The sequence below is a fragment of the Schlesneria sphaerica genome (genome assembly GCF_044336245.1).
GTDB classification, from domain to species: domain Bacteria; phylum Planctomycetota; class Planctomycetia; order Planctomycetales; family Planctomycetaceae; genus Schlesneria; species Schlesneria sphaerica.
The window spans coordinates 1,463,665-1,485,455 of the sequence record NZ_CP172346.1; the positions used below are offsets into that span (position 1 = coordinate 1,463,665).

Genomic DNA, 21,791 nt, shown 5'->3' on the forward strand with positions numbered 1-21,791 from the left:
GATACCGCACATGAATACCGTCAGGTGGAACGTCTGGCTCAAGTTCGGCATGTTGACGATCCTTGCGATCCGGCAGATGTCCGCCGAGGTCGTCAGCGCAGAAATCTCGGTCGCAGATTATCCCAGCATTCAGGCAGCCATCGATGCGAATCCTGGCGGAGAAATCCACCTTCCTGCAGGCGACCATCTTATCGATGCCACTGTGCGAATCAGTGGGTCCGGCATCTGCCTGAAGGGATCCGGCCGGATCGTGATGACGAATCCGGCAAGGCACATCCTCGAGATCGAGCACGCCCGGCGTGTTCGGGTGGTGGGAATCACTCTCACCCGGTCGGAAGGGAAGCTCGATACCGAGCACCCCGCACTGCTCGTCTCGGATGGGGACGACATTACGATCGACCAGGTGAGCATCATCGATAATCGAGCCAGAACCAGCGCGATTCGCTTTTCAGAAGTGCGCAACGGACGGATTCTCAATTGCGACGTCCGTAACTATATGACGATTGCCATCGATGATCGCACGGCAAATGCAGAACTTTTGGGCTATGCGTTTCGGTGCATCGACGGCACAGGGATCGCCATTGATCGTTGCCAGGGGACGCTGATCCAGGGCAACACCATCATCGAAACTCAATACCGCCCCACGCCCGAGATCAAGGCGCAGCATCAACTCGGGAAGTTCACGAAGAAGAATCCGACCAGGGGACTGCTGATCTCTCAGGAGGCCTGGGATACGGAATACGTTAACAACTGGCACCAGGGCTCGGCACTGATTGTCACCGGACCGGCTCAGAGCAAAATGACTCGGATTCTTGGCAACCACATCGAGAATGCCGCGCAGGGTATCGACATCCATTCCGACCACGTCATCATCAGCAACAATGTCGTCCACAATAGTTTTATTGGGACGAAAGCCATGCACGGCTCACGTAACGTGCTCATTACCGGCAACCAATTCTCACAATGTGCCCTCTGGGCCATCGGACTCATGTCCGGCTCCGGAGCCTATCCCGGCACAGCGTCAGAGAATGGCAAGCCTGCCATTGCAGCGAATGTCGATGGCGGATCGCTGATCACGGACAACGTGATTTCACAGTTCGGCTACGGAGATTCGTACTGGATGTGGAAAGATTCCAGCCGCGCGGTGTTTCGTTTTGACCGTGGTCAGGAACCGACCGATCCACCGCTGCGTGATGTTTTGATCCAGGGAAACATCATCTCGAACCCCGACCCGGACGAACTTCCGGAGCGGGTAGACGAGACAACCGAGTCGCCTCGGTATCATTATGCCGTCAGGATCGAACACGGATCCGAGACATCCCCACGCGGCCTGCACTTCGGTACAAACGTCTTCCCCACAGGAACCCGGGGCGTTTCCAATGTCGAGCTTTCCAAACCGTGACGTTGGTACGACGCTGGGAATGAGCGAGAAGTCGCGCCGACCTTCCCGCTCTGCATGCACCGTTGAGTGAGCGTCACCGACTTTTCGCGGCGTCGGCGCGTCGGTTATTCGCCGAATGAACGATCGACGTACATTCCGTTCGCAGGCGATCTCAGAGAACTGTACACAGTTGGCATGTACAGTTCTCTCGTTCGACACTCATCAGGCGAGGATCGGCAGCAGTGGTGATGAACCGTGCTGAATCTGCTGGGTGACAATACTTCCGATCAAGGTCGTCGGAGTACAATCTTCGACAGAAACCGTGGTCATCGACCCTGCCAGTCGTGGATTCCCATCGAAGACGACGATTCGGTCGCACAACGTGCGACCGGTCAGTTGGACGGGACCACCCACCGCACCGGAATCGCCCCGTTTCACTTCTGATTTGCTGGGCCCTTCGACCAGGATTTCGACTTGGCGACCGATAAACGCCGCGTTGTCCTCGGCGCTGATCTGGTTCTGCAAAGCCAGCATTTCCTGGTTACGCTGCCGCTTGACCTCTTCAGGCACATCATCCAACAGCAGTTCATTGGCTTTGGTGCCCGGTCGCGGGCTGTACTTGAAGATAAAGCTGTTCTTGAACCGGCACTCGCGGATCAGGTCGAGACTCTTCTGATGGGCTTCGTCAGTTTCACCACAGAACCCGACGATGAAGTCACTCGAGACGGATGCCCCGGGCATCGTGCTACGGATACGACCGAACATCTCTCGATAGTCTTCGATCGTGTAACCCCGCTTCATCCGCTTGAGCATTTCGTTGCAGCCCGATTGCGCCGGGACATGCAGGTACTGAGAACACTTGGGCAAGTCGCGAACCGCCTGCAGCAGGTCGTCGGTCATGTCCTTCGGGAAGTTCGTGACAAACTTCAGCCGCAGGATCCCTTCGACATCGTGGATGAGTTCCAGGAGGTCCGAAAGTCGGAACAGCTTCCCGTCCTGCTTCACTTTGTAACTGTTGACGGTCTGGCCAAGCAGAGTCACTTCCTTGACTCCCTGATCAGCCAGCACTTTGACTTCGTGCAGAATGTCCTTCGGAGGACGGCTTTGTTCCGGTCCTCGGGTCATCGGAACGACACAGTAGGTACAGAACTTGTCGCAGCCGATCATGATCCGGACAAACGCCTGGTGCGGCGTAGGTCGCATCTCGGGTTCGCGCAGGGGATCGTAGCTCTGGAAACTGTCACTGACCTCGGCACGCGACCCCTCCTTGCGATCGAGACTGACCGCGAGAGACCGTTCACGTCGTTCCCGGGCCGCATCGATCAGCTTCGGAACTTCAGCCAGTTGTCCCGTCCCGACCACCATGTCGACATGGGGAGCTCGCTGGAAGACCAGTTCCTGGTCCTTCTGAGCCATACAGCCGAGAACCCCGATCACCTGGTTCGGGCGAGAGAGCTTGCTGTACTTGAGGCGGCCCAGCGCGGAATAGATTTTGTGTTCGGCGTGTTCCCGCACACTGCACGTATTGAACAGAACCGTGTCCGCTTCGCGAATGTCATCAGTCAGGCTGTAGCCGTCTTTGCGCAAAGCGCCGACGACCAGTTCGCTGTCCAGCATATTCATCTGGCAGCCTACGGTCTCAATAAACAGTTTACCGTTGTGGGAGGGTGTCATGCTCATCAGCTTTTTACTCGTTCAACATATTCGCCCGTTTGAGCATTAATCCGGATCATGTCCCCGGTGTTTACAAACGCCGGGACCTGGACAACCTCGCCATTTTCCACGGTGGCCGGTTTCGTGAGGTTCGAGGAAGTATTTCCGCGAACCACGTCTTCCGTATAAGTCACTTTCATTACCGCCTTGTCCGGAGCGGTAAATCCGATGGGCTGCTCACCCCAGTACATGATCGAGCAAACGGCACCGTCCTGCAGGAAACGGGCCTGATCGGCCGCCACATCCAGGGGGATCGTGTACTGGTCAAATGAGCCCTGGTCCATGAAGACCAGACCCGTGCTGTCTTTATAAAGGAACTGCCCATCGCCCACGCGGATCTCGGCGGCTTCCAGGCTGTCGCCGCTCTTGTAGGTGCGATCGAGCAAGGTTCCCTTGATCAAATTCCTCAGCCGACATTTGTAAAGGGCCTGTCCTTTACCTGGCTTCACGAAGTTCACTTCGACCATGTCGTAAGGTTCGCCATCCAGGATGACTTTGGATCCTTTGCGAAAGTCGCTCGTGTTGAGCTGAGCCATATGTCTTTTCTTTGTGGTGTGATACGCTGACTCACGCGTTGCCGGAGTCGATTAACTTGCCAAAACTGAGCCGCGTAGAATATCAGATGCGGCTGTAGCTGTGAATCGTTCTGTCAAGAGCTCTCCCGCATCGATCACGGCCATTTGATATGTTGCAGCCCGGCCTCTTCCCCTTCAGCACGTAACCCCGTCGAACGGGTTGCCTTCGGGCCAGTAAAGGATTCCATTCTCGTGCACCCGTCGGTTCGTCAGAAATCTTCACCCGTCTCATCGAAAATGGGGAATCGAGATTCCTGGCACGAATCTCTCGCAAGGGCCATTCGCGATCCGGATGTCCTGATCGAACGGCTCGGACTGCCGAGGGAGTCTCTTGAGCCGGCCCGCCGAGCCTCGCAGTTGTTCCCGCTATTCGTTCCGGAGAGTTTCCTGCAGCGAATGGAACCCGGAAACCTCACAGACCCCTTACTGATGCAGGTCCTGCCGCTCGACGTCGAAAACCGGACTTCGCCGGAGGCCGCCATCGATGCCGTCGGAGACACGCAAAGCCGTCGAGCACCCGGCCTGTTACACAAATACCATGGTCGGGCACTGATGATTGCCACCGGCGTTTGTGCTGTCCACTGCCGCTACTGCTTCCGGCGGCACTACCAGTACGACCTGGAACCCCGTCGGCTCGATGAATGGGAACCGGCGCTGGAAGTCCTGTCGCGTGACGAGTCCATTCAGGAGGTCCTGCTGAGTGGAGGTGATCCGCTGATGCTGACGGATTCCCGTTTGACAGAGCTCATCCGCCGATTGGACGTCATCCCGCACCTCAAGCGACTGCGGATTCATTCCCGGATGCCGATTGTCCTGCCGAACCGTGTGTCGCAACCCCTCATCGACCTGCTGACAGAATCACGCCTGACTCCGATCATGGTCGTTCATGCAAACCACCCCCGGGAAATTGCCAGGGACTGCGAACAGTCTCTGCGGCAGCTTGTCAGATCTGGCATTACCACATTGAATCAGTCCGTCCTCTTGCGAGGGATCAATGACAATGCGGACACGCTGACTGAGCTCAGCGAGCGACTGATCAATGTCGGCGTCATCCCTTACTACCTGCATCAACTCGATCTGGTGCAGGGAGCCACTCACTTTCAGGTTGATGAATCCGCTGGTCAGTCGATTCTCGCGGAACTCCGTACCCGGCTTCCCGGCTATGCCGTTCCCCAGTACGTCAGAGAATTGCCGGGCCAGCCTCACAAAACGCCTCTGTAGACTTAACATTGCAGACACAGTGTGGCCCATAGCCGATTTTTGTTCTGACAGGTCGTTCAAAACTCGATTTTAATGTTCTCACTACTGTAGATCGGCAAATGTCGGTAGTAGACCTCGAGAGTCATAATCGAGAGGCAAGTCATGTAGAGACGCCCCCCTCCTCCTCCGTGAGGGTCCGCGATATCCCAGCTTCCCGCGAGATGACCATCGGTCACCGGGTGCTGCGTCCGTACGAGATGGTCTCGCATCACGCTGTTCCAGCGAGTCCATTCTTCGCCGCCCCAATGGTGCATCACCTGCGTCGCGTAGTAGTTGAAATACATGTTGTTAGGCTGGGGTTTGACCTGATCCAGATAAGCCACTCCTTTCGCGAGTTGCTGATTTTGGGGATTCCAGCCGAGGTACATCCGGCAGAGCAGTCCTACTGCGGTCATCGTCGGTGTTGCCGGTCCTTCCACATCGCCCGAGAGATTAGGGTCAGGCGTGTACATGTAACGCGAACCGCCGTGCGATTGTGTCGCATTCAGGAACTTTTCGGCCTTCCTGAATGTTGGGGGGTCAATTTTCAGCTTCGCCGAGTAGCCGCTCTTGAGAGCCATGATTTGCCAGCCGGAGACCGATAAATCTCCCGCGTCACCGGGACTGTATCGCCAGCCGCCATCATTCTGATTCTGCGCTTTCGCGATGAACTCCACTGCCCGTTCTGCCGCGTTTCGGACTCGAGGATCTCTCGTCATCGCGGCGCTCTCACACAACGCAATGGTACAGATTCCCTGAACGTACATCCCTTCATTCGATGTGACGTTTCCCCGTAAGTCGAGACCCGCCGTCGTGGGCTTGGCCGCTTTCAGCAGAAAATCCAGCCCCCGTTTCACGCTCCGTTGGTGTTCCCCTTTCTGATGAGTGTGCCCACCCCCGAGAAACGCCAGCAAAGCCATCCCCGTGGCACCGGTGGGACATGCCGCGAAGCTGCCGTCCTGCGAGCACGCCCCCTTGCATTGCGGGTGCTTTGAATGATTAAAACTCCAGCTTCCATCAGCCATCTGGTGATGCTTCAGCCATTTTAAGCCGAGCGCAACGGCAGCCTCGCTCGCCGCATTTCCACCATATCGGGCCATAAGTGCCCGCTTGGCCTGCACAGACATCCGTCCCGACGTCTCAACCGCGACTTTCATCTCCGGGATGCCCGGGATTTCGCTGAGATCTGTCACAAGTTGACCGAGGTCGTCACTCAAGTCGAGTTCGATCTCTCCAGGCTCGTCGAGTGCAAGCTCGGACCCGGAATCGACCAGTTCCGCGACGGGGAGGGAGTCCTCGCGGATCTCTTCAGGCTGCTGCAGCGGCGGCTCAATGATCGTGTCCGTCGGGTCGTCGCGGTGGGTGATAATCGTATAGATCTGTTCTACGAGTTGTCGATCGTGCAGAACGATCAACGCACACAACCCGAGGATGCCCGTATGGAACAGAAAGCTCACGAAGAGGACTACAGCGAGTCTTGACCAGTTGGCAGACCGGGGTGTAGAAGGAGTCGCGACGACGATGGGGGGACGACTCTTAAACCAGTGGGGTTTCGAAGCATCACGGGGTGGCAACGGTGGCGGCGACGCAGAAGCCGGTTGAGTTTCAGGGACATCTTTGCGTTCGCTGCTCATCTAAGACTCACGCATTGACTACCAGTCTACAGCCGGTTCATCCGTCGCCATTCAGCCTTCTTCCATCACCATTCGGCCAAGGGATACCGCACTGCCCCGGCAATCCAGCAATCGCAGCGGGAACCGGCAGCACCTAACGGCATCGCGTTCTCCGTTTTTCGCCTACTGCTTCGGAATCTTGATTTCCTTTGTCGCCACCTTGTCGTAATTCGGATTGCGGTAGGATTCGACAAATTTCATTGCGAATCCACTATCCAGTTCCCATTGCGCCCGTCGCGCCCACGGAGTTCGCGGATGATTAGCGATGACATCCAGAAGCTCTTGTCGCGCGGTGTCGAGTTGCCGTTTCAATTCGTCGAAGTCCACTTTCGTCTGCTGAATCTGTTCTTTGTCTGGTTCGAGCAGTTCATGGACGCGGTGAATGTCCCAGCTGTTATTCATGGGATTCGAGGGCATCGGTCGCTGTTTTCGGTGTTGGTCCAGCGCCAGCAACAACTGGAACAACCGTACCCGATAAGCCAGGCACTGTGCATGCATCAGCTCATAGTTGGCCCGCCAGCGCTGGGACGTTTCTCTTTCTCGCAATTTTTTGACGGATTCCAGCACCCGCACCTGGTCGTTCAGCATCCCCATTGCGCGCAGGGCTCGTTTGAACGTTTCTTCACCCTGCTTATCGAAGGTGGAAGGGTCGGTGCTGTACCAGAGCTGCTGCATGTTCAGCTTCTCATCGGTGTGGGGATTGAGCGCCGCCACCACCTGCCACTGGGCTTCACGGAATTTGTGCTCGAAGCGGTCTTTGATGTAAACCTGTCGCGAGCTAAGGTCGGGAAGGTATTCTTTCATATCCAGGAGGTCGAACTTGCGCTGCTCGTGAGACCCTGCGCTTGTGAGGTTGTCTTCATTGCCAGGTAGCATGAAGAAGATTCCACCTGTCTGCTTCGCAATTCGCACCTGCTCGTAGGGGCCAAACCCGCTGGAAAACACGTCCCATCGGCCATGCAATCCGTCGAACTGCAAACACTCGGGCTCAGGAGTTTCGGGGCCTCGATTGATCGCGATCCAGTGGTTTAAGCCGTAGACAGGATCCTTCCAAAGGACATGCGCGTAGGGGTAACCGAAGACGGAGTAATGCCCGAGGAAATAGACGGGGGTACTCCGCAGTGAATTCGTTTTTGTGGAAGACCCTTTGCAGATGGCGATCGTCTCTTCCACCTGATTGCCATCGTCACCCGACTCATCAGAAACGACGATCACGACCAGTTTACGATGCTGGCTGTTGGCGGCCTGGCGATACTTCGAAACAGCGGCCTGGATGGCACCGCACATCTTCTCGACACCGCTCTCGTCAATTTTGATCTTGTCGATCGCACTCTTGATTTCGTCGATGTTCGAGGTTGGTTTCTTCGTATGTTCGTTGATTCCCTCGCCGAAGCTCATCACCGAAGTCAGCATAATCTCGTCTGAGATTTTCAGCTTGGCATCCGACTTCTGCACGATTCCCAGTTCGTCATAGACTTTGTAGAAGCGTTCGCGGATCTCTTTCTGATCGTCGGTCATACTTTCAGATTCATCGAACAGCCAAACGACCAGCAGCTTTTGTTCTCGCATCAGCCGAACCAGTTCCTGGGTCATCTGGCCGAGCGCCGCGCCGTAGCCTTCTACGACCCGTCCGATATCGCCGGTCACCTGCCCCGACCCCAAATCGTCCGAGATAATATTGAGGCCCGGCAGGCTGATGTTGCCGACGTTGACTTTGACGGTCGGTTCCTGCAGGCTCGAAGCTTCCTCGAGCTTCTGCTGCGCGACAACAGGTCCTCCGCTCCCACCCGTTGCCAGTCCGCTCGTCGCCATCGCCCCCGCAACGTAATTCACGGTTTCAGCCGCTTCGGTCGACTGTTCTACGTCTTCGTTAAATTCTTCTTGAGCCCGTTCATCCGTGAAAACAGAATCCACAATCATCTGCAACTGGTCCATCGGACCTTTGAAGACAATGAACGACAATGCCACGAGAGCGGCAGCGTGAATAAAAAATGAAACCGCCAGACCAGAAAGTACGCTGGAACGGAAATTTCGAGACGCAGGTCGACCTTCGGTTTCGGGATGTCCGTCTGTCGGGGTGTGGGAGTTCATATCTGGACTCTCGAACATGAGTAGATCACTCGGATTCCGACTGCAGCAGTCTGCTAACAGGAGTTCCCCTGAGCTAACCGGAGCTCTTAGATGTCGCGACGGACAGGTTCAGGAGGAGCTTCTTTTTTCGTCTTTTTCTTGGTCACGGGATCGGTGACTTCGATAAATTTCGGACCCGCCTTCTGATTGCCGGCGGTCATGACGGGATTAGGGTCATAATGGGATTCTTTCCACTCCCATCCCATCGGCACGCTCTTTTCCCGTTCGGCGAGCAGTGCCCAAGGTGTCCCGGGATGATCGTCAATCACCTGACTCAGGTACTCGTTGGCTTTCGCGGCCATCTTCTTTGTGGCTGCTCCGGATGTAATTTCTTTTGACGGAACTAAGTTCCATTTATTACTGCCCGGAGTCTCGAATCGTTTGGGATTCGACTTCATTTCCGCCAGCATGGTGTTATAGCCAAATGCACGGACACGAAGAGCCAGCGTGCGGCCCATCGCCAGATCGTAGCTCGCCTTCCAGCGTGCTTCCTTGATCTTTGCTCGATCCTTTTCTCCCTGCTCAAGCACGCGCAACAAGGTGTCCAGACTTAAGTCCAGATCCGCGATCGGCTTCTGAGCTTCGGTCAGTTCCTGACGCAGCACCGTATCGTTGTCAGACTTGAAGTCGAGCCGCGGCATCGAAATGCTGAGCACCTTGCGGCGTTGCGTCTCACTAACGACGGCGGCGCACGCTTCCACCAGAGACGATTTCGCCTTGTTTTTGCGAAGATCCTGTTCGAGCATCGGGATTGGACGATAGTCCGGTGCATAGTTTCGCATGACAGCGGGATCGAATCGGTGCTGGCCGCGTCCGTTATCCGCAATGAAATAGAGCCCATTTGTTTCGGCACAGAGTCGTGTCAGACCGTACGGACCAAAACCTGAAGACATGTCATCGAGGTCATAACTGTTGGCTCCCCAGAACCCCAGTCGGACCAGTTCCGGGAAGAACGATTCAGGGCCTTTCTGCATCACCCCGATCACCATTTCACCCGTTTCCAGCTCGAACTGGGTTTCGACAGTTTCCCGGCCGAACGGGGCGGAATCACCGACGCAGTAGCACCGCATCTGGTACTTGCTGCAGTTCGCGATCGCCTGTTCCAGTTGAGCCGAATCGGAACCCGCCTCATCCGTCACGACGATGAGCATGACGCGGTTGTGCTTGTCGCTCTGCGACTTATATCTGTTCGCAACCTGATTAACGGCAGAAAAGGTATTTTCGATCCCGGAGGAGTTCGTCTCTGACTTGATCTTCCGTACAACTTTGACGAGTTCAGCGGGATCATCGACTGGCTTCTCCGTCACGATCGTGCACTTCTCGTCAAAGATCGCGACAGCGCTGCGGAGCGCCGTATCCGCTCCGACATCAAGCTGGGTCAATTGCTTATAAACATTCTCGACACGGTCCGCAATCTGGGCTCGCCGACCAGACAGCGATGGAGAGACATCGAACAACCACACAACCAGCGTTTTCTTTTCGCGCAGGGAGTTCGCAATCTCCCACGAGAGACGGTCGATCGCCCCTTCAACTCCCCCCACATGTTCGGTCGCACCTGAGGTGGCCACTGCCGCCAGCACGTCCGACTTGGCTGGTTGCGGAAGTTCGTCCACCACAGGTGTGGCGACGGTGAAGTTGGAATCGACCGTTTTTTCAATTTCGACCTGGGCATCTTTTGACAGGACCGTCGAGGCCTCTTGCGATGCCGAGAACGTGTTGGTATCCCCTTCGTTCCCAACTTGATCGCTCATCGCTGTATCGAATTTATGCTGCAGCGGATCGTCGTCTTCCTGATCCATGACGGTGGTGATGGTCGACATCAGGTCAACTTTTTGAGCGAACTTAATCAGCCCCAAAGTTCCCAGAAAAGCGACATGCAGAACCAGACTGATGAGACACGCCAGCAGCAGCGAACGAGGAATCCGAGTGCTCTCGACCTGCATTTCAAAAACTTCAGGCTGTGATGCATTTGTGCTCACGAGCAGCTCCTGTATTGACGTATCTCGTCGCGAAGTCAGCAATCTGGAAGAAAAGTCCCGATTCCTCTTCCCCGTTCACCAAAGTTCAATCTACTCCGTCGCATAGGTCCATTCAATTGCTGCACTCGTTTCGACCGATTCCGCTGAAGCAATTCTCCGCCGTCTCTCATCACCGAACACTGGCTCAGAGGAGGCTCAATCCGCAGCCCCAGGCCAGCGCGACTCCCTCAAGAAGATCGCTCTAGCAATAATACCTCCGATACCCCGAAAAAGTTCGTTTTTGTGGGTCGTCCAACCCCCTGACCCAAATTCCTGACCTGCTGTTTTCCGTATCGCCCCGGAATTTCGCCCCTGCGGCGTCCGGACCGACCGCGATCCGGGAGTCACGTTGCCTCCCTTCCGATCCCGCTATGAATCCGTTGCAGGGATGCGACGGATGGGGTGGTCGATCTCGATGGACCTGCTGCAGCAGATGCTCCCACCTTATCAAAGGTACAGTCTGCGGTCCTCTATTTCTGCGTCTCGTCGGATTCTTTTCGGTCGCGACTCAATCGCCAACCCGCCCCAGTCGAATTCAGAGGGAATCAAACTGCACCGTCGGCGTCATCGGGTCAACGACCGACAATTCATCCCGCGATCTGGCAGGAATGATGAGCGAACCAATCACTCTCGACTATTCTCGCGTCTTTTGCGTGATGCTGCACGATGTGGCCCCGATTTACGAGCGGCACGTGGCTCAATTCACGTCCACGCTGGCGCCGCTGATCGGAAATCAAATGTCAGCCGCCGTGGTTCCCTGCTGGGATGGGGAGGAACTGACAGAAAAAGACCGGCCATTCCTGGAACGCGTGAAAGCAGAATACGGCAACATCCAGCTGCACGGGTTTGAGCATTTTCGTCGCAAGGGAAGCGGCTGGGTCTCACGCATTGCCGATGGCAAGGACGAGATGAATGGGCTGGACGACGCCGAAACGGACTGGCGACTGGCAGAAGGACAGAAGATTCTGACCCGCTGGTTCGGTGAACCCGCGCGAGGTTTCATCGCCCCGACTTACAACATTGGACTGGCGACCCCGGAACGACTCGCACGTTTCGGAATGCACTACACCGTCGGGTACAAACGTGTTATTACGTCGGACGGCCAGCAACTCCCTCTTTCTTCCTGGATTTGGGACGTCTCGCCGATTCGTTTTCTCTGCCTCCTCGGCTACCGGTACGGACAACTCCAATACCGGTTTCGTCGTCAGGCCTGTCCCTGCGTCGTGCTGCATCCCCTTGACCTGGACCGTGGCTTCCTGCCTCAGATCGAGCGCACCGTTACGAGACTGCTGCGTGCGGGGCGACAGCCGATTCTGCTCGAATCTCTCGGTTTGGGGCAGCCGCTGCAACCGAAGGCGACTGCGGTGTGACCAGCCGGTTGGCTGTAAAGGCCGCACCGCGCCAGTAAGTTCTGACAATTCCCGCTCGTGCCAGCGCTGCCCGCAGCGACGCGGCAATCGCAAATGCCCGGCCCACGGGAGCCAGTATCGCCACCGACACCGGTGCACCAATTAAACGATAGACGGTGAAATCCAAACCGGTTCGACACAGATAAGCCCACAGAAACGCCGGCATCGCTCCCCGGACGAAGTAGCCCAAGTCACCCGTACGGACCACGTGTACCGCCCCGAGAATCACGGCGCAAAGCGGGAGATAGGTCATAATCGACATCCGCAGCACCGTGATCATCAACTGGCGAATCGTCAGCGCCCCGGCCAGGATCCGGCTCCAGCCATCCCATGACTCCCGCATGCTTCCATAGGAGCGTGTATTGTAGAATTTCAGAGCCTGCGCGAGCCCCGTTCGGTAGCCGGCTCGTTTATAGGCACGGGCCAGTTCGAAATCTTCACTCACCTTTGTCCGTACGGTAGACCAGCCCCCCAGTCGCTCAAACGCGGCACGGTCTGTCATAATAAACGCGCCGTTGGCGAAGGTATCGGGCCAGTCGGGATCCTCAACCCGTTCAGGGCGCAACCATTGCAGAACGACTTCCGAACAGGCGGGGACAACAAGCTGTTCCCTCAGCGAAGGCATCGTGTAGCAGGCCCCGATCGTAAAGAAGTTCAGTCCCCGGCTCTCAAATTCGCTGACAGCAGTTCGCAGTGCCGATGGTGCGAGAAACTCACAATCCGAATCCGTGAACAGCAGCAGTTTGCCCGTCGCGAGTGCCATCGCACGATCCAGTGCGTGAGGTTTGCCGAACCAGCCTTCCGGCAGTGATTCGATGTGTAAGACACGCACCTGATCGGGAAATTCACGAGACAGTCGATCGAGAATCGTCGCCGTTTGATCCGTGCTGCGGTCATTGACCGCGATCACTTCCAGGTCCGGATAGTCCTGCCTCAACAGTGATCGAATACAGACTTCAACGCATTCTTGTTCATTCCGGGCCGGAACGATGACACTGAGTCGTTGCGGATTTGCCTGAGTCGTTCCCGGAGGAAGCGGCCTTAAAATCCTGTGCCGATTACGGTTGGCCTTAATGACGACCGCCAGAACGGCGCACCATGCCGTAGCGATAAGCCAGGCAACAAGCTGGACGGGGAACGAGTTCATAGGAGACCTGAACGGTATTTCGAGCGGCAATCCAAAAGCAGCAACGCACGCCGCCAGCTCGAAATTGGACAAACGGAATCAGACTGTCGCTCAGAGAAGCCGATGACTTCTTCAGAGCCACCACGCAGCCGAAACCTAGGTCGTAATAGACTGAATGCAAATTAACGATTCTGGCAGTCAGTGAAATTAAGCATTCTGAAGCAATGAGCCGCCCCTTGCGGGAGTTTGGCGTCAGGCAAAATGAGAGGTCTCCACAGGTCCATCGACCTTGTACAGAGGCGGTCAGAGCCGTCCAAAACAGTACTTGAGTGGTCCTTGTAAGAGACCACGATTGCCGTGCGGATTGCACCGGCAGTGCGTTCACTAACGAATTTGCAGAATGTCAGCACACCGTCGAGATTCCTGAGTCAGAGGACTGGTGAGTGCCAAACGCATCGACGCACGAAACGATTCGCACGGGGACCCCTTCGGCGTCCCTCGTTCTTCTGGCGTTCCTGGGATTCATCAGTCTGGGATTGCCGGACGCAGCCATTGGTGTCGCGTGGCCGTCAATCCGTGACACTTATCAACTTCGGCAGCCAGCTCTCGGACTGCTGCTGGTGGTCTCTGGCCTGGGTTATCTGGCGAGCAGTTTTACATATGGGCGATTCGGCCGTTCCTGGCAGATCGGATGGATTCTCTGTGCGAGCACGGCCATGGTCGGGCTGGCCATGCTGGGATTTGCCTGCTCTCCCTGGTGGAGCGTCGTGCTGCTGTGCAGTTGCCTGCACGGGGTGGGCTCCGGAGCGATCGACTCAGGACTCAATGGCTATGCCGCACAACATCTTCCGGCTCGGCACGTCCTTTGGCTGCACGCGTTCTACTGCGCGGGAGTCATCTCAGGTCCGCTTGTGATGGCGTCCGTCTTTGCACGTGGTCAAACCTACCGGCAAGGCTATTTCTGGATTGCGTTGCTGCTACTAACGCTGTCACTGATCTTTCGCCTTGGCGTGACACAATGGAAAGGTGTTACCTCCGCAGCATCCTCGTCCGACTCGAGCATCAGTCTCACGGCGGCCCTTGGACATCGGATTGTTCGTCTGCAGATACTGGCATTCTTCCTTTACACAGGGCTGGAAGTGGCAGTCAGCCAGTGGACCTACACCATCTTGACAGAGCACCGCGGTGTTTCCTCGGTGGGGGCAAGTGCCGCAGTCGCCCTGTATTGGGCAGGGCTGCTCTGCGGTCGATTGCTCTTGGGAAATATCGTTGAGACGGTGGGCTGTGATCGCCTGGTACGCTATTCCCTTCTCGGGGCGTCAATCGGAGGAATCCTGTTCGCAGGCTCCCTGTTCCCGATCGAGGCGTCGCTGTTTGGCCTTGGTCTGGTAGGACTGGGATTCGCGGCGGTTTTTCCTTGCCTGATGACCAGGACCCTGAGTCGGCTCGGACAGGAACTGGCAACCGCCGCAGTAGGACTTCAGGTCGGTTGCGCGATGTCCGGCGGAGCCGTCGTTCCCGGAATCACGGGAATGATCGCCGACCGGTGGGGTCTGGCGACAGCGAGCGGAACACTGGCAATCCTGATGATTGCCCTGTTCCTCCTTCATGAGGTCCTTCTCGTCCTACCCCGGCCACAGCCTGAACAAGACGTCGCTGTCAATCAGCCCAAGGTACTACTCACGAAGCCCCCACCCCCCATGGCGAGTCGCGAGACGACACACGAAGAGGGGTGATGAGTAATTCGCTTCAAAAGTCCAGAACAGTCTTTGACGGCCAGCTTCCACTCCGGTCAGTGAAGCCCTTCAATGGCAGAATCCCCTCAACCCGCCTGAAAGATTTGGGCGGGGAGGGGGATCATGCGAACCGTGAGACTGGCGAACAGAGAATTGAAGTCTCTCAGACAGCGGCTGCTGCTCTACGGCGTCGGTAGGTGCGGATGGCGAAGCCGGCTCCCCCAAGTCCCAGCAGTGCGAAAGTCGATGGCTCGGGCGCGTGGTGGATAACGGCCTCGCCAGCGACTTGATTAGAACCTGCTGCCGTACCGAACTGGAAAATGACGTCGCTGATTTTGCTTCCCTCTGTGATGCCCTTGATCAGAATATCAAAGGTCGCCGACCCGAGAACCATGGGTGTATGCTGAACAATCGAAGGATTTGCGTTGCTGTATTTGCCCCCTAGTGCCGGATCGAAATTGCCTTTGCTGTCCGCACCAATGATCAGACGGTTCGGCTTTCCACCCGTAAGGGTCGTCAAGTCGACAGTGGACCCGCTGAGGGTTGCATCCCATCGGTTCAGTGGATCCGTCACACCGGCGGTGTAAGCCCCCCCGGAACTGATGTTGGTGATCAGCCCGCTTCCCGTGGTCGTAAGTGCACCCGACCCGGTCGCGCCACTGACCTTAAAGCTGATGGCACTCAACGTTTGAGCGTCGGCTTTCGGATTCGCGAACAGATTTGTCAGTGTCAGCTGAAGGCTGCCGTTGCTGAGCGTGAAAAACGCTTCAGCGTCGACGGAACCATCCTTTGTGGTTGATCCAGCCGGAGTGATGTATTGAATCTGTCCTGCCTGGACAGTGGCCGCGGTGCTCAGCACCAGAAGTAACGTCAGGCTTCGTGCAAACTTCAGAGTCATCATTGGAATCATGTAACCAGTCCCTCTACGCAGACAAAGATTTGCGAGCGGCCCATCGCAACTCGCTGATGTGGGGTGTCGAAGCCGACAGCGCAGAATTCGCCTGTCGAATTTTTTCAGGTCCAAAGGAGCGTGCAGCGGCGATCACGCGTGGCAAATTCGCCCGCTGAGTTCGCATCGCCAGAAGTGAGTGACAAAAACACCGAGACCGAAGCCGAACTGGCCTCCCGATCTGAGATGTTCAAAAGAGGGTTCGAATCGGAATCAATGGGACCGCATCTGATCGGTCGAGAACGATGAAAGCCCTGCGTTCCCGGCGAAAAGGGACCACGCCGAATCGTTGGACTGGATCCGTATCCTGAGCGTCCTGGCAGAAGTTGTGAAATTCTGCGATGCAATTCGTCGAAGCTTTAAGGTTGTAGACCTGCCCCAGAGACTGGCCAGTCAAAAATCTGAACAAATTCCCAAAAAATTGAACATGGGCATTGAGACATCCAAAAAGCCGAAAACCCTCTGTTTTCCAGCTCTCTGAGCGAGGAGTTCAACAATTACACTGCGGGTCACGGGCGAAGCATTCGCCTGAAGTAGTGAACAGATTCTCGATGCGAGCCCTGTGTCGTGGAAAAGCGATTCTTAGGTTCTGAGCAAACTTCACGCACGACTTCTCCTGCAACGCCCACTTGCACCCGGGGGATCGAAAGGGCCGGATCGCTAAGACGCTTGATCTGGAAGGAGCCGCCCACAAATCCCCTCCCCGCCGAGCACGTTTCAGGGGGCCAGGTGGCCGGGACTTCGGTTTGGACGACTGATTTGCGAAACAACGACGGCTGGCTATTTGGGCAACAAGAGCGCTCTGAGCACCGGCTAACGGCCCGTTTCACGTTATAGAGAGGGACAGAAACATCTGCTCCAGGTCGAAGGGGTCGCCGTACGAGTTCCTCGATCGACAAGCGATCTGCCCCTTTTCGGCAAGATTTTCCAGGGAATCCGAACTCCGAGGGAAGTTCTTGTGTCGGACTCCTTCCTCGATTTTCCTTCACGTCTTAAACTGAAGTTCTTCGCGGGAAAATGCTTACCGTTGGAAAAGCAATTTCGGACCTAAGTCGTCAATCTCCCGTCCGAACCCCTCGTCCCACCCGGCTGAGGCGGGGAGCAAACGCCCAAACACGCACCATCCGCCCCCAGTGGTCCGGTGTCTGAGACCATCGACAACCATGAACGAAATTGCCGCCCAAATCGAAGCTTCCCTTTCGAAGACCATGCTGGTTGACCGGCACCGCCTGCGCCAGCAGTGGCGACGTTTCCAGAGCCAGCTTCCTCCGGCAAAGGGAAGTTCAGCATCTCCTTCACCTAAGGAAGGGGGCGACAAGCGGCTGGAAAAATTCCAGGAAGACCTGGCCAGATCATGCCAGCGTTACGAACAGCGTCTGCGCGGCGTTCCCGAACTGTCGTTCGACGACGCACTGCCGGTGGTCCAGCGGAAGGACGAAATCTCCGCCGCCATTCGGGATCATCAAGTCGTCGTGGTCTGCGGCGAGACCGGTTCTGGGAAGTCGACTCAACTTCCCAAGATTTGCCTGGAACTCGGTCGTGGTGTCGCGGGAATGATCGGGCACACTCAACCCCGCCGAATCGCCGCCCGGTCTGTCGCCACTCGCGTGGCAGAAGAGTTGTCGGTGTCTGTCGGGCGGGAAGTCGGTTTCAAGGTCCGCTTTGCCGATGCGACGTCGTCACAGACCTACATCAAGTTAATGACCGACGGAATCCTGCTTGCCGAAACGCAAAGCCGCCCGTTCCTCGACGACTACGACACGATTATCGTCGATGAAGCGCACGAGCGGTCGCTGAACATCGATTTTCTGCTGGGAAACCTGCATCGCCTCGTCGCCCGGCGGCGCGAGCTGAAAGTCATTATTACCTCGGCCACCATCGATGCCGAGCGATTTGCCGATCACTTCCGCCCCATCGCTGGAACGGTGCCCGTACTGGAGGTTTCGGGACGGACTTACCCGGTCGAGATGATTTATCGTCCCCCGACAGTGGACCAGAATGGAGATGAACCGGACTGGCCCAAGGCGGTGGCGGACGCTGTCAACGAAGTCTGCTCACGCGGCCCCGGTGACGTCCTGCTGTTTATGCCAACCGAACGGGAAATTCACGAAGCGGCCAAAACGCTGCGTGGTCGCACCTTCGGCGGCAGCAAACCAGACATTCTGCCGCTCTATGCCCGACTTTCCGCGGCCGAGCAACAACGTGTCTTTCAGACAGCCTCCAATCGCAGAATCGTGATTGCCACCAACGTGGCAGAATCGTCGCTGACCGTCCCTGGTATCCGCTACGTCGTTGATACGGGGACCGCGCGAATCAGCCGCTATTCGCCCAAGTCCAAACTGCAACGGCTGCCTGTCGAACCGGTCTCCCGTGCTTCCGCCGATCAGCGGGCTGGTCGCTGCGGTCGCGTCGGTCCCGGTGTCTGCATTCGACTCTACTCTGAAGAAGACTACCAGAGCCGGGAACGGTACACGCCTCCCGAAATCCTGCGATCCAATCTGGCCAACGTGATCCTGCAAACCAAGACGCTAGGGCTGGGAGAGATTGAAGAATTCCCGTTCCTGGAGCCCCCCAAGCCAGAGTCGATCAAAGACGGTTACAAGACTCTGTTCGAACTCGGTGCGGTCACCGAAGACCACAAGTTGACGGAAATTGGTCGCAAGCTCGCGCGGTTGCCGGTCGACCCGCGCATTGCGCGGATTATCTGGGCCGCACACGAAGAAAATTGTCTGGGCGATGCCCTGATTATCGCGTCAGCGCTCGAAGTGCAGGACCCTCGTGAACGTCCACTCGAAAAACAAAAGCAGGCAGACGAATCGCATCAACGCTTTGCGGACGAAGAATCCGATTTCCTGAGTGATCTGAAGCTGTGGGACTTCTATCACAAGCTGAAAGGGGAGCTGTCAAAGGGACAACTGCACAAAGCCTGTCACCAGAATTTTCTGTCGTGGACGCGAATGCGCGAGTGGATTGACGTGCACGCCGAACTGGTCCAGATCGTCAGGGAATCGATGGCGAGTGAGACGCGAGGGCGGGAATCGCGACCTGCTGCGAATCATGCGAACGAATCTTCCAGCAAGCAGCAGGGCACTCGCTCCGCGACAGCGGGATCGAACCCGTTTACAAAACGGGCCAAACAACCCGAATCCAGTGCGACGACGCAAAAGGTCGACACCCTTTTCATCCGACGCCACGACGTCGGTGCCATTCATCGAGCGCTGCTGACGGGCTACTTGTCCAGCATCGCGTTCAAGACGGAGAGTGGGGAATACCTTGCGGCCGGGGGGATGAAGGCTTACCTCTGGCCCGGTTCCGGACTGGCCGCGAAGAAACCAAAGTGGATTGTCGCCGCAGAACTGGTCGAAACGACGCGGCGATTTCTGAGAACGGTGGCCAAGATTGATCCCGCCTGGATTGAACCACTGGCGGAACATCTGATCGATCGATCGTATAGCGAGCCGCATTGGGATCCAGATTCACTGGCCGTCATGGCCTACGAAAAGGTGACGCTCTTCGGACTGCTACTGGTCCCCCGTCGACGGATCCGATACAGCCGGATCGAACCGGTGAAATCCCGCGAGCTGTTCATTCAACATGCGCTTGTCTACGGAGAATGGCCGGAAGATGACTCCGATTCCGAGCCATCTCAACGACGTGACTACTCGAATTATCAGTCGCGGAATCCCGATCGCACGAACTCGCAACGGGGTGCTGGAAAGCAAGCACCGTCTCAAGGGACTGGCGGAAGCGAAACAACCGCCTCACGAGGTTCTCGAGCGGCGGTTGTTCCCGCTGCCGAGGGATCAACCGGGCAGTCAGTCACGACACGATTCACGGCGCCCCCAGCATTTTTGATTCACAATCGGAAGCTCGTAAAGCAACTGGAAGATCTGCAGACACGCGTCAGACGAGGAAGTCTGCTGAAAGCCGAACAGGCTCAGTTCGATTTCTACGATTCACGTCTTCCTGCTGATGTGAATGACGGACACCGGCTTGTGCAATGGCTCCGCTCGGCAGCACCGTCTGACCAGAATCGATTGCTCATGGTCGATGCGGATCTACTGGAAGCTGATGCTATCGTCGCCACCAAGGAATCGTACCCCGATACGATCCAGATGAAGAATCTGTCGCTTCCGCTGACGTATCGACTCGACCCGAGTGCGCCTGACGACGGCGTTACCATCACAGTTCCCCAGGAAGGTCTCAATCAGCTTGATGGCGAGCGACTTGGATGGCTCGTACCGGGCCTGATCGAGGACAAGATCGTCGCTCTGATTCGGACATTACCCAAGGAACTTCGCCGGGACCTGGTGCCGATTCCAGAAGTCGCAGCAGAAGTCGCCAAAGTAGTCTTGTTCGGGGAGAAATCGCTCGAAGCAGCGATCGTCGAGGGGATTGAGTTTGTGACCGGAATCGAAATTCCCGTCACCGCCTTCGACGAGTCTAAGCTGCCCGACCACTTGAGAATGCTGATCCGCGTCACAGATGGCGAAGGTCGCACCCTCGCGGCAGGACGAGACTTGACCGCCTTACGGAAAGAGTTCGGCGCGATCGCGTCCGTGAGTTTCTCGGCATCCGACGATCCTCGCTGGATCCGGGACGGTATCAAGACCTGGGACTGCGGTACTCTCCCCCCAGTCATCGATGTCATGCGCCGCGGTGTCGCACTCAAGGGGTATCCAACCCTGATGGATAAGGAAGATTCCGCCTCCCTCCGATTGCTCGACACACTGGAAAAATCGCAGCATGAAATGCGGTTCGGTGTCCGGCGCCTCATCGTACTGACGGTGTTTCGAGAGTTGAAACAACAGATCGACCACCTGCCGTCGCTGCAGAATTGGGCACTGTCGGCCAAGTCGTTCCCCCCTCCGTTCCCGTTTCGAACTCAGGTGCTGGAACTGCTCGCCGATCGGGCATTCCTGGCGTCCGACAAATTTCCTCGCAGTGACGCCGAGTTTCGGGAGTGTCTGCGACTTGGTCGGACCCGCATGCCTGCTGCGGTAACCGAGATTACGGGATTTCTCACTTCCCTTTTTCAGGCTTATGCAGAAGTCCGTCGGATCTGGGAAAAGACCGCTCATCCACAGTGGCAGACAACCCGGCTGGATGTGCATTCGCAACTGGCTCAGCTCTTTTCACCCGGTTTTCTGGTCCGGACACCCTGGCCGTGGCTGGTGCAGTTCCCGCGGTATACGAGAGGAATTTCGCTACGCCTTCAGAAGTTGACCAGCGGTGGCGCAGCGCGAGATCAGCAATTGCAGCAGCAGATTGTCCTGCGGTGGCGGAGAGGGATCGAGCGACTGAAACTTCACGCAGACCAGCACATTTACGACAAGGAACTGGAGAGCTATCGCTGGATGAGCGAAGAATTGCGAGTGGCGCTGTTTGCCCAGGAACTGGGAACCAGCATCTCCGTTTCCGAAAAGAAGCTGGATAAGCAATGGGAGAAAGTGAAGCAGTAATCAAACCGTCGTACAGGATCGTGCTTCAACCTCCTCATGAGGTCACTGGAACTTCTGTTCGCACAGGAATACCACCGCGACTTAACTTCTGCCCGATTTGAAAATTTCCGGGGAGAAGATGTGAATTGGACGAGTCCGGTAGTAACGATTATCGCGATGTTTTAGCCCTTTCGCCCGGATTACGCAGAGTTGATAGCAAGTAAGTCCTCTGCAAATTCACTGAATGGTGCCGTCGCGACCGCAGTCAGCTGCATTCCAGTCACGCGTTAGTGACTGCGTGGCGAGTTCACCCGATTCGCGATATAATACAGGTTTATCAATTGTTTGGGACGCTCGAGTCCATTAACCGCAAGCTCCTGCCAATTCACACCTCCCCTTCG

General features: G+C 56.5%; 12 protein-coding genes. 5 read left to right on the plus strand and 7 right to left on the minus strand.

Translation table 11 applies throughout. The annotated features are described in order from the left end of the window. Window positions 1–10 precede the first annotated feature (10 nt). A complete protein-coding gene (locus tag ACGY09_RS05575; RefSeq protein WP_397570791.1) occupies window positions 11–1,402 on the plus strand; it encodes a right-handed parallel beta-helix repeat-containing protein in 1,392 nt (463 codons plus the stop codon). Between the two features lie 201 nt (window positions 1,403–1,603). Here ACGY09_RS05575 and miaB read toward each other — a convergent pair whose 3' ends face one another. Then, the gene (gene miaB / locus ACGY09_RS05580; protein ID WP_397571852.1) at window positions 1,604–3,055 is read right to left on the minus strand and encodes a tRNA (N6-isopentenyl adenosine(37)-C2)-methylthiotransferase MiaB; all 1,452 of its coding nucleotides are present in this window, start codon (window positions 3,053–3,055) and stop codon (window positions 1,604–1,606) included. 5 nt (window positions 3,056–3,060) lie between these two features. Continuing rightward, window positions 3,061–3,630 (minus strand): elongation factor P, encoded by a 570-nt coding sequence (gene efp / locus ACGY09_RS05585; RefSeq protein WP_397570792.1) that lies wholly within the window; start codon window positions 3,628–3,630, stop codon window positions 3,061–3,063. Between the two features lie 231 nt (window positions 3,631–3,861). Between efp and epmB the strand changes: the two genes are divergently transcribed. Beyond that, complete coding sequence (epmB, locus tag ACGY09_RS05590; protein WP_397570793.1) at window positions 3,862–4,890, plus strand: EF-P beta-lysylation protein EpmB; 1,029 nt, start codon at window positions 3,862–3,864, stop codon at window positions 4,888–4,890. A gap of 56 nt (window positions 4,891–4,946) precedes the next feature. Here the strand turns inward: epmB and ACGY09_RS05595 are convergent, their stop codons facing one another. From ACGY09_RS05595 to ACGY09_RS05605, 3 genes are all read right to left on the minus strand, one after another. Continuing rightward, window positions 4,947–6,542: a prenyltransferase/squalene oxidase repeat-containing protein gene (locus ACGY09_RS05595; RefSeq protein WP_397570794.1), complete on the minus strand. Its 1,596-nt coding sequence runs from the start codon at window positions 6,540–6,542 to the stop codon at window positions 4,947–4,949. 162 nt (window positions 6,543–6,704) lie between these two features. Beyond that, the gene (locus tag ACGY09_RS05600) at window positions 6,705–8,672 is read right to left on the minus strand and encodes a vWA domain-containing protein (protein ID WP_397570795.1); all 1,968 of its coding nucleotides are present in this window, start codon (window positions 8,670–8,672) and stop codon (window positions 6,705–6,707) included. Window positions 8,673–8,758: 86 nt separating this feature from the next. Beyond that, window positions 8,759–10,690, minus strand: a complete 1,932-nt coding sequence (locus tag ACGY09_RS05605; protein WP_397570796.1) for a vWA domain-containing protein — start codon at window positions 10,688–10,690, stop codon at window positions 8,759–8,761. 647 nt (window positions 10,691–11,337) lie between these two features. Here ACGY09_RS05605 and ACGY09_RS05610 point away from each other — a divergent pair. Continuing rightward, complete coding sequence (locus tag ACGY09_RS05610; RefSeq protein ID WP_397570797.1) at window positions 11,338–12,099, plus strand: DUF2334 domain-containing protein; 762 nt, start codon at window positions 11,338–11,340, stop codon at window positions 12,097–12,099. Here ACGY09_RS05610 and ACGY09_RS05615 read toward each other — a convergent pair. Further along, window positions 12,008–13,285, minus strand: coding sequence for a glycosyltransferase (locus ACGY09_RS05615; RefSeq protein ID WP_397570798.1), 1,278 nt, complete (start codon window positions 13,283–13,285; stop codon window positions 12,008–12,010). The genes ACGY09_RS05610 and ACGY09_RS05615 overlap by 92 nt on opposite strands. Window positions 13,286–13,707: 422 nt before the next feature. Between ACGY09_RS05615 and ACGY09_RS05620 the strand changes: the two genes are divergently transcribed. Continuing rightward, complete coding sequence (locus ACGY09_RS05620; RefSeq protein ID WP_397570799.1) at window positions 13,708–15,000, plus strand: MFS transporter; 1,293 nt, start codon at window positions 13,708–13,710, stop codon at window positions 14,998–15,000. Between the two features lie 163 nt (window positions 15,001–15,163). Here the strand turns inward: ACGY09_RS05620 and ACGY09_RS05625 are convergent, their stop codons facing one another. Next, a complete protein-coding gene (locus ACGY09_RS05625) occupies window positions 15,164–15,910 on the minus strand; it encodes a PEP-CTERM sorting domain-containing protein (RefSeq protein WP_397570800.1) in 747 nt (248 codons plus the stop codon). Between the two features lie 1,202 nt (window positions 15,911–17,112). On the opposite strand from ACGY09_RS05625, the gene hrpA reads away from it, so the two are divergent. Next, a complete protein-coding gene (hrpA, locus tag ACGY09_RS05630; protein WP_397570801.1) occupies window positions 17,113–21,411 on the plus strand; it encodes an ATP-dependent RNA helicase HrpA in 4,299 nt (1,432 codons plus the stop codon). Window positions 21,412–21,791: the final 380 nt, after the last annotated feature.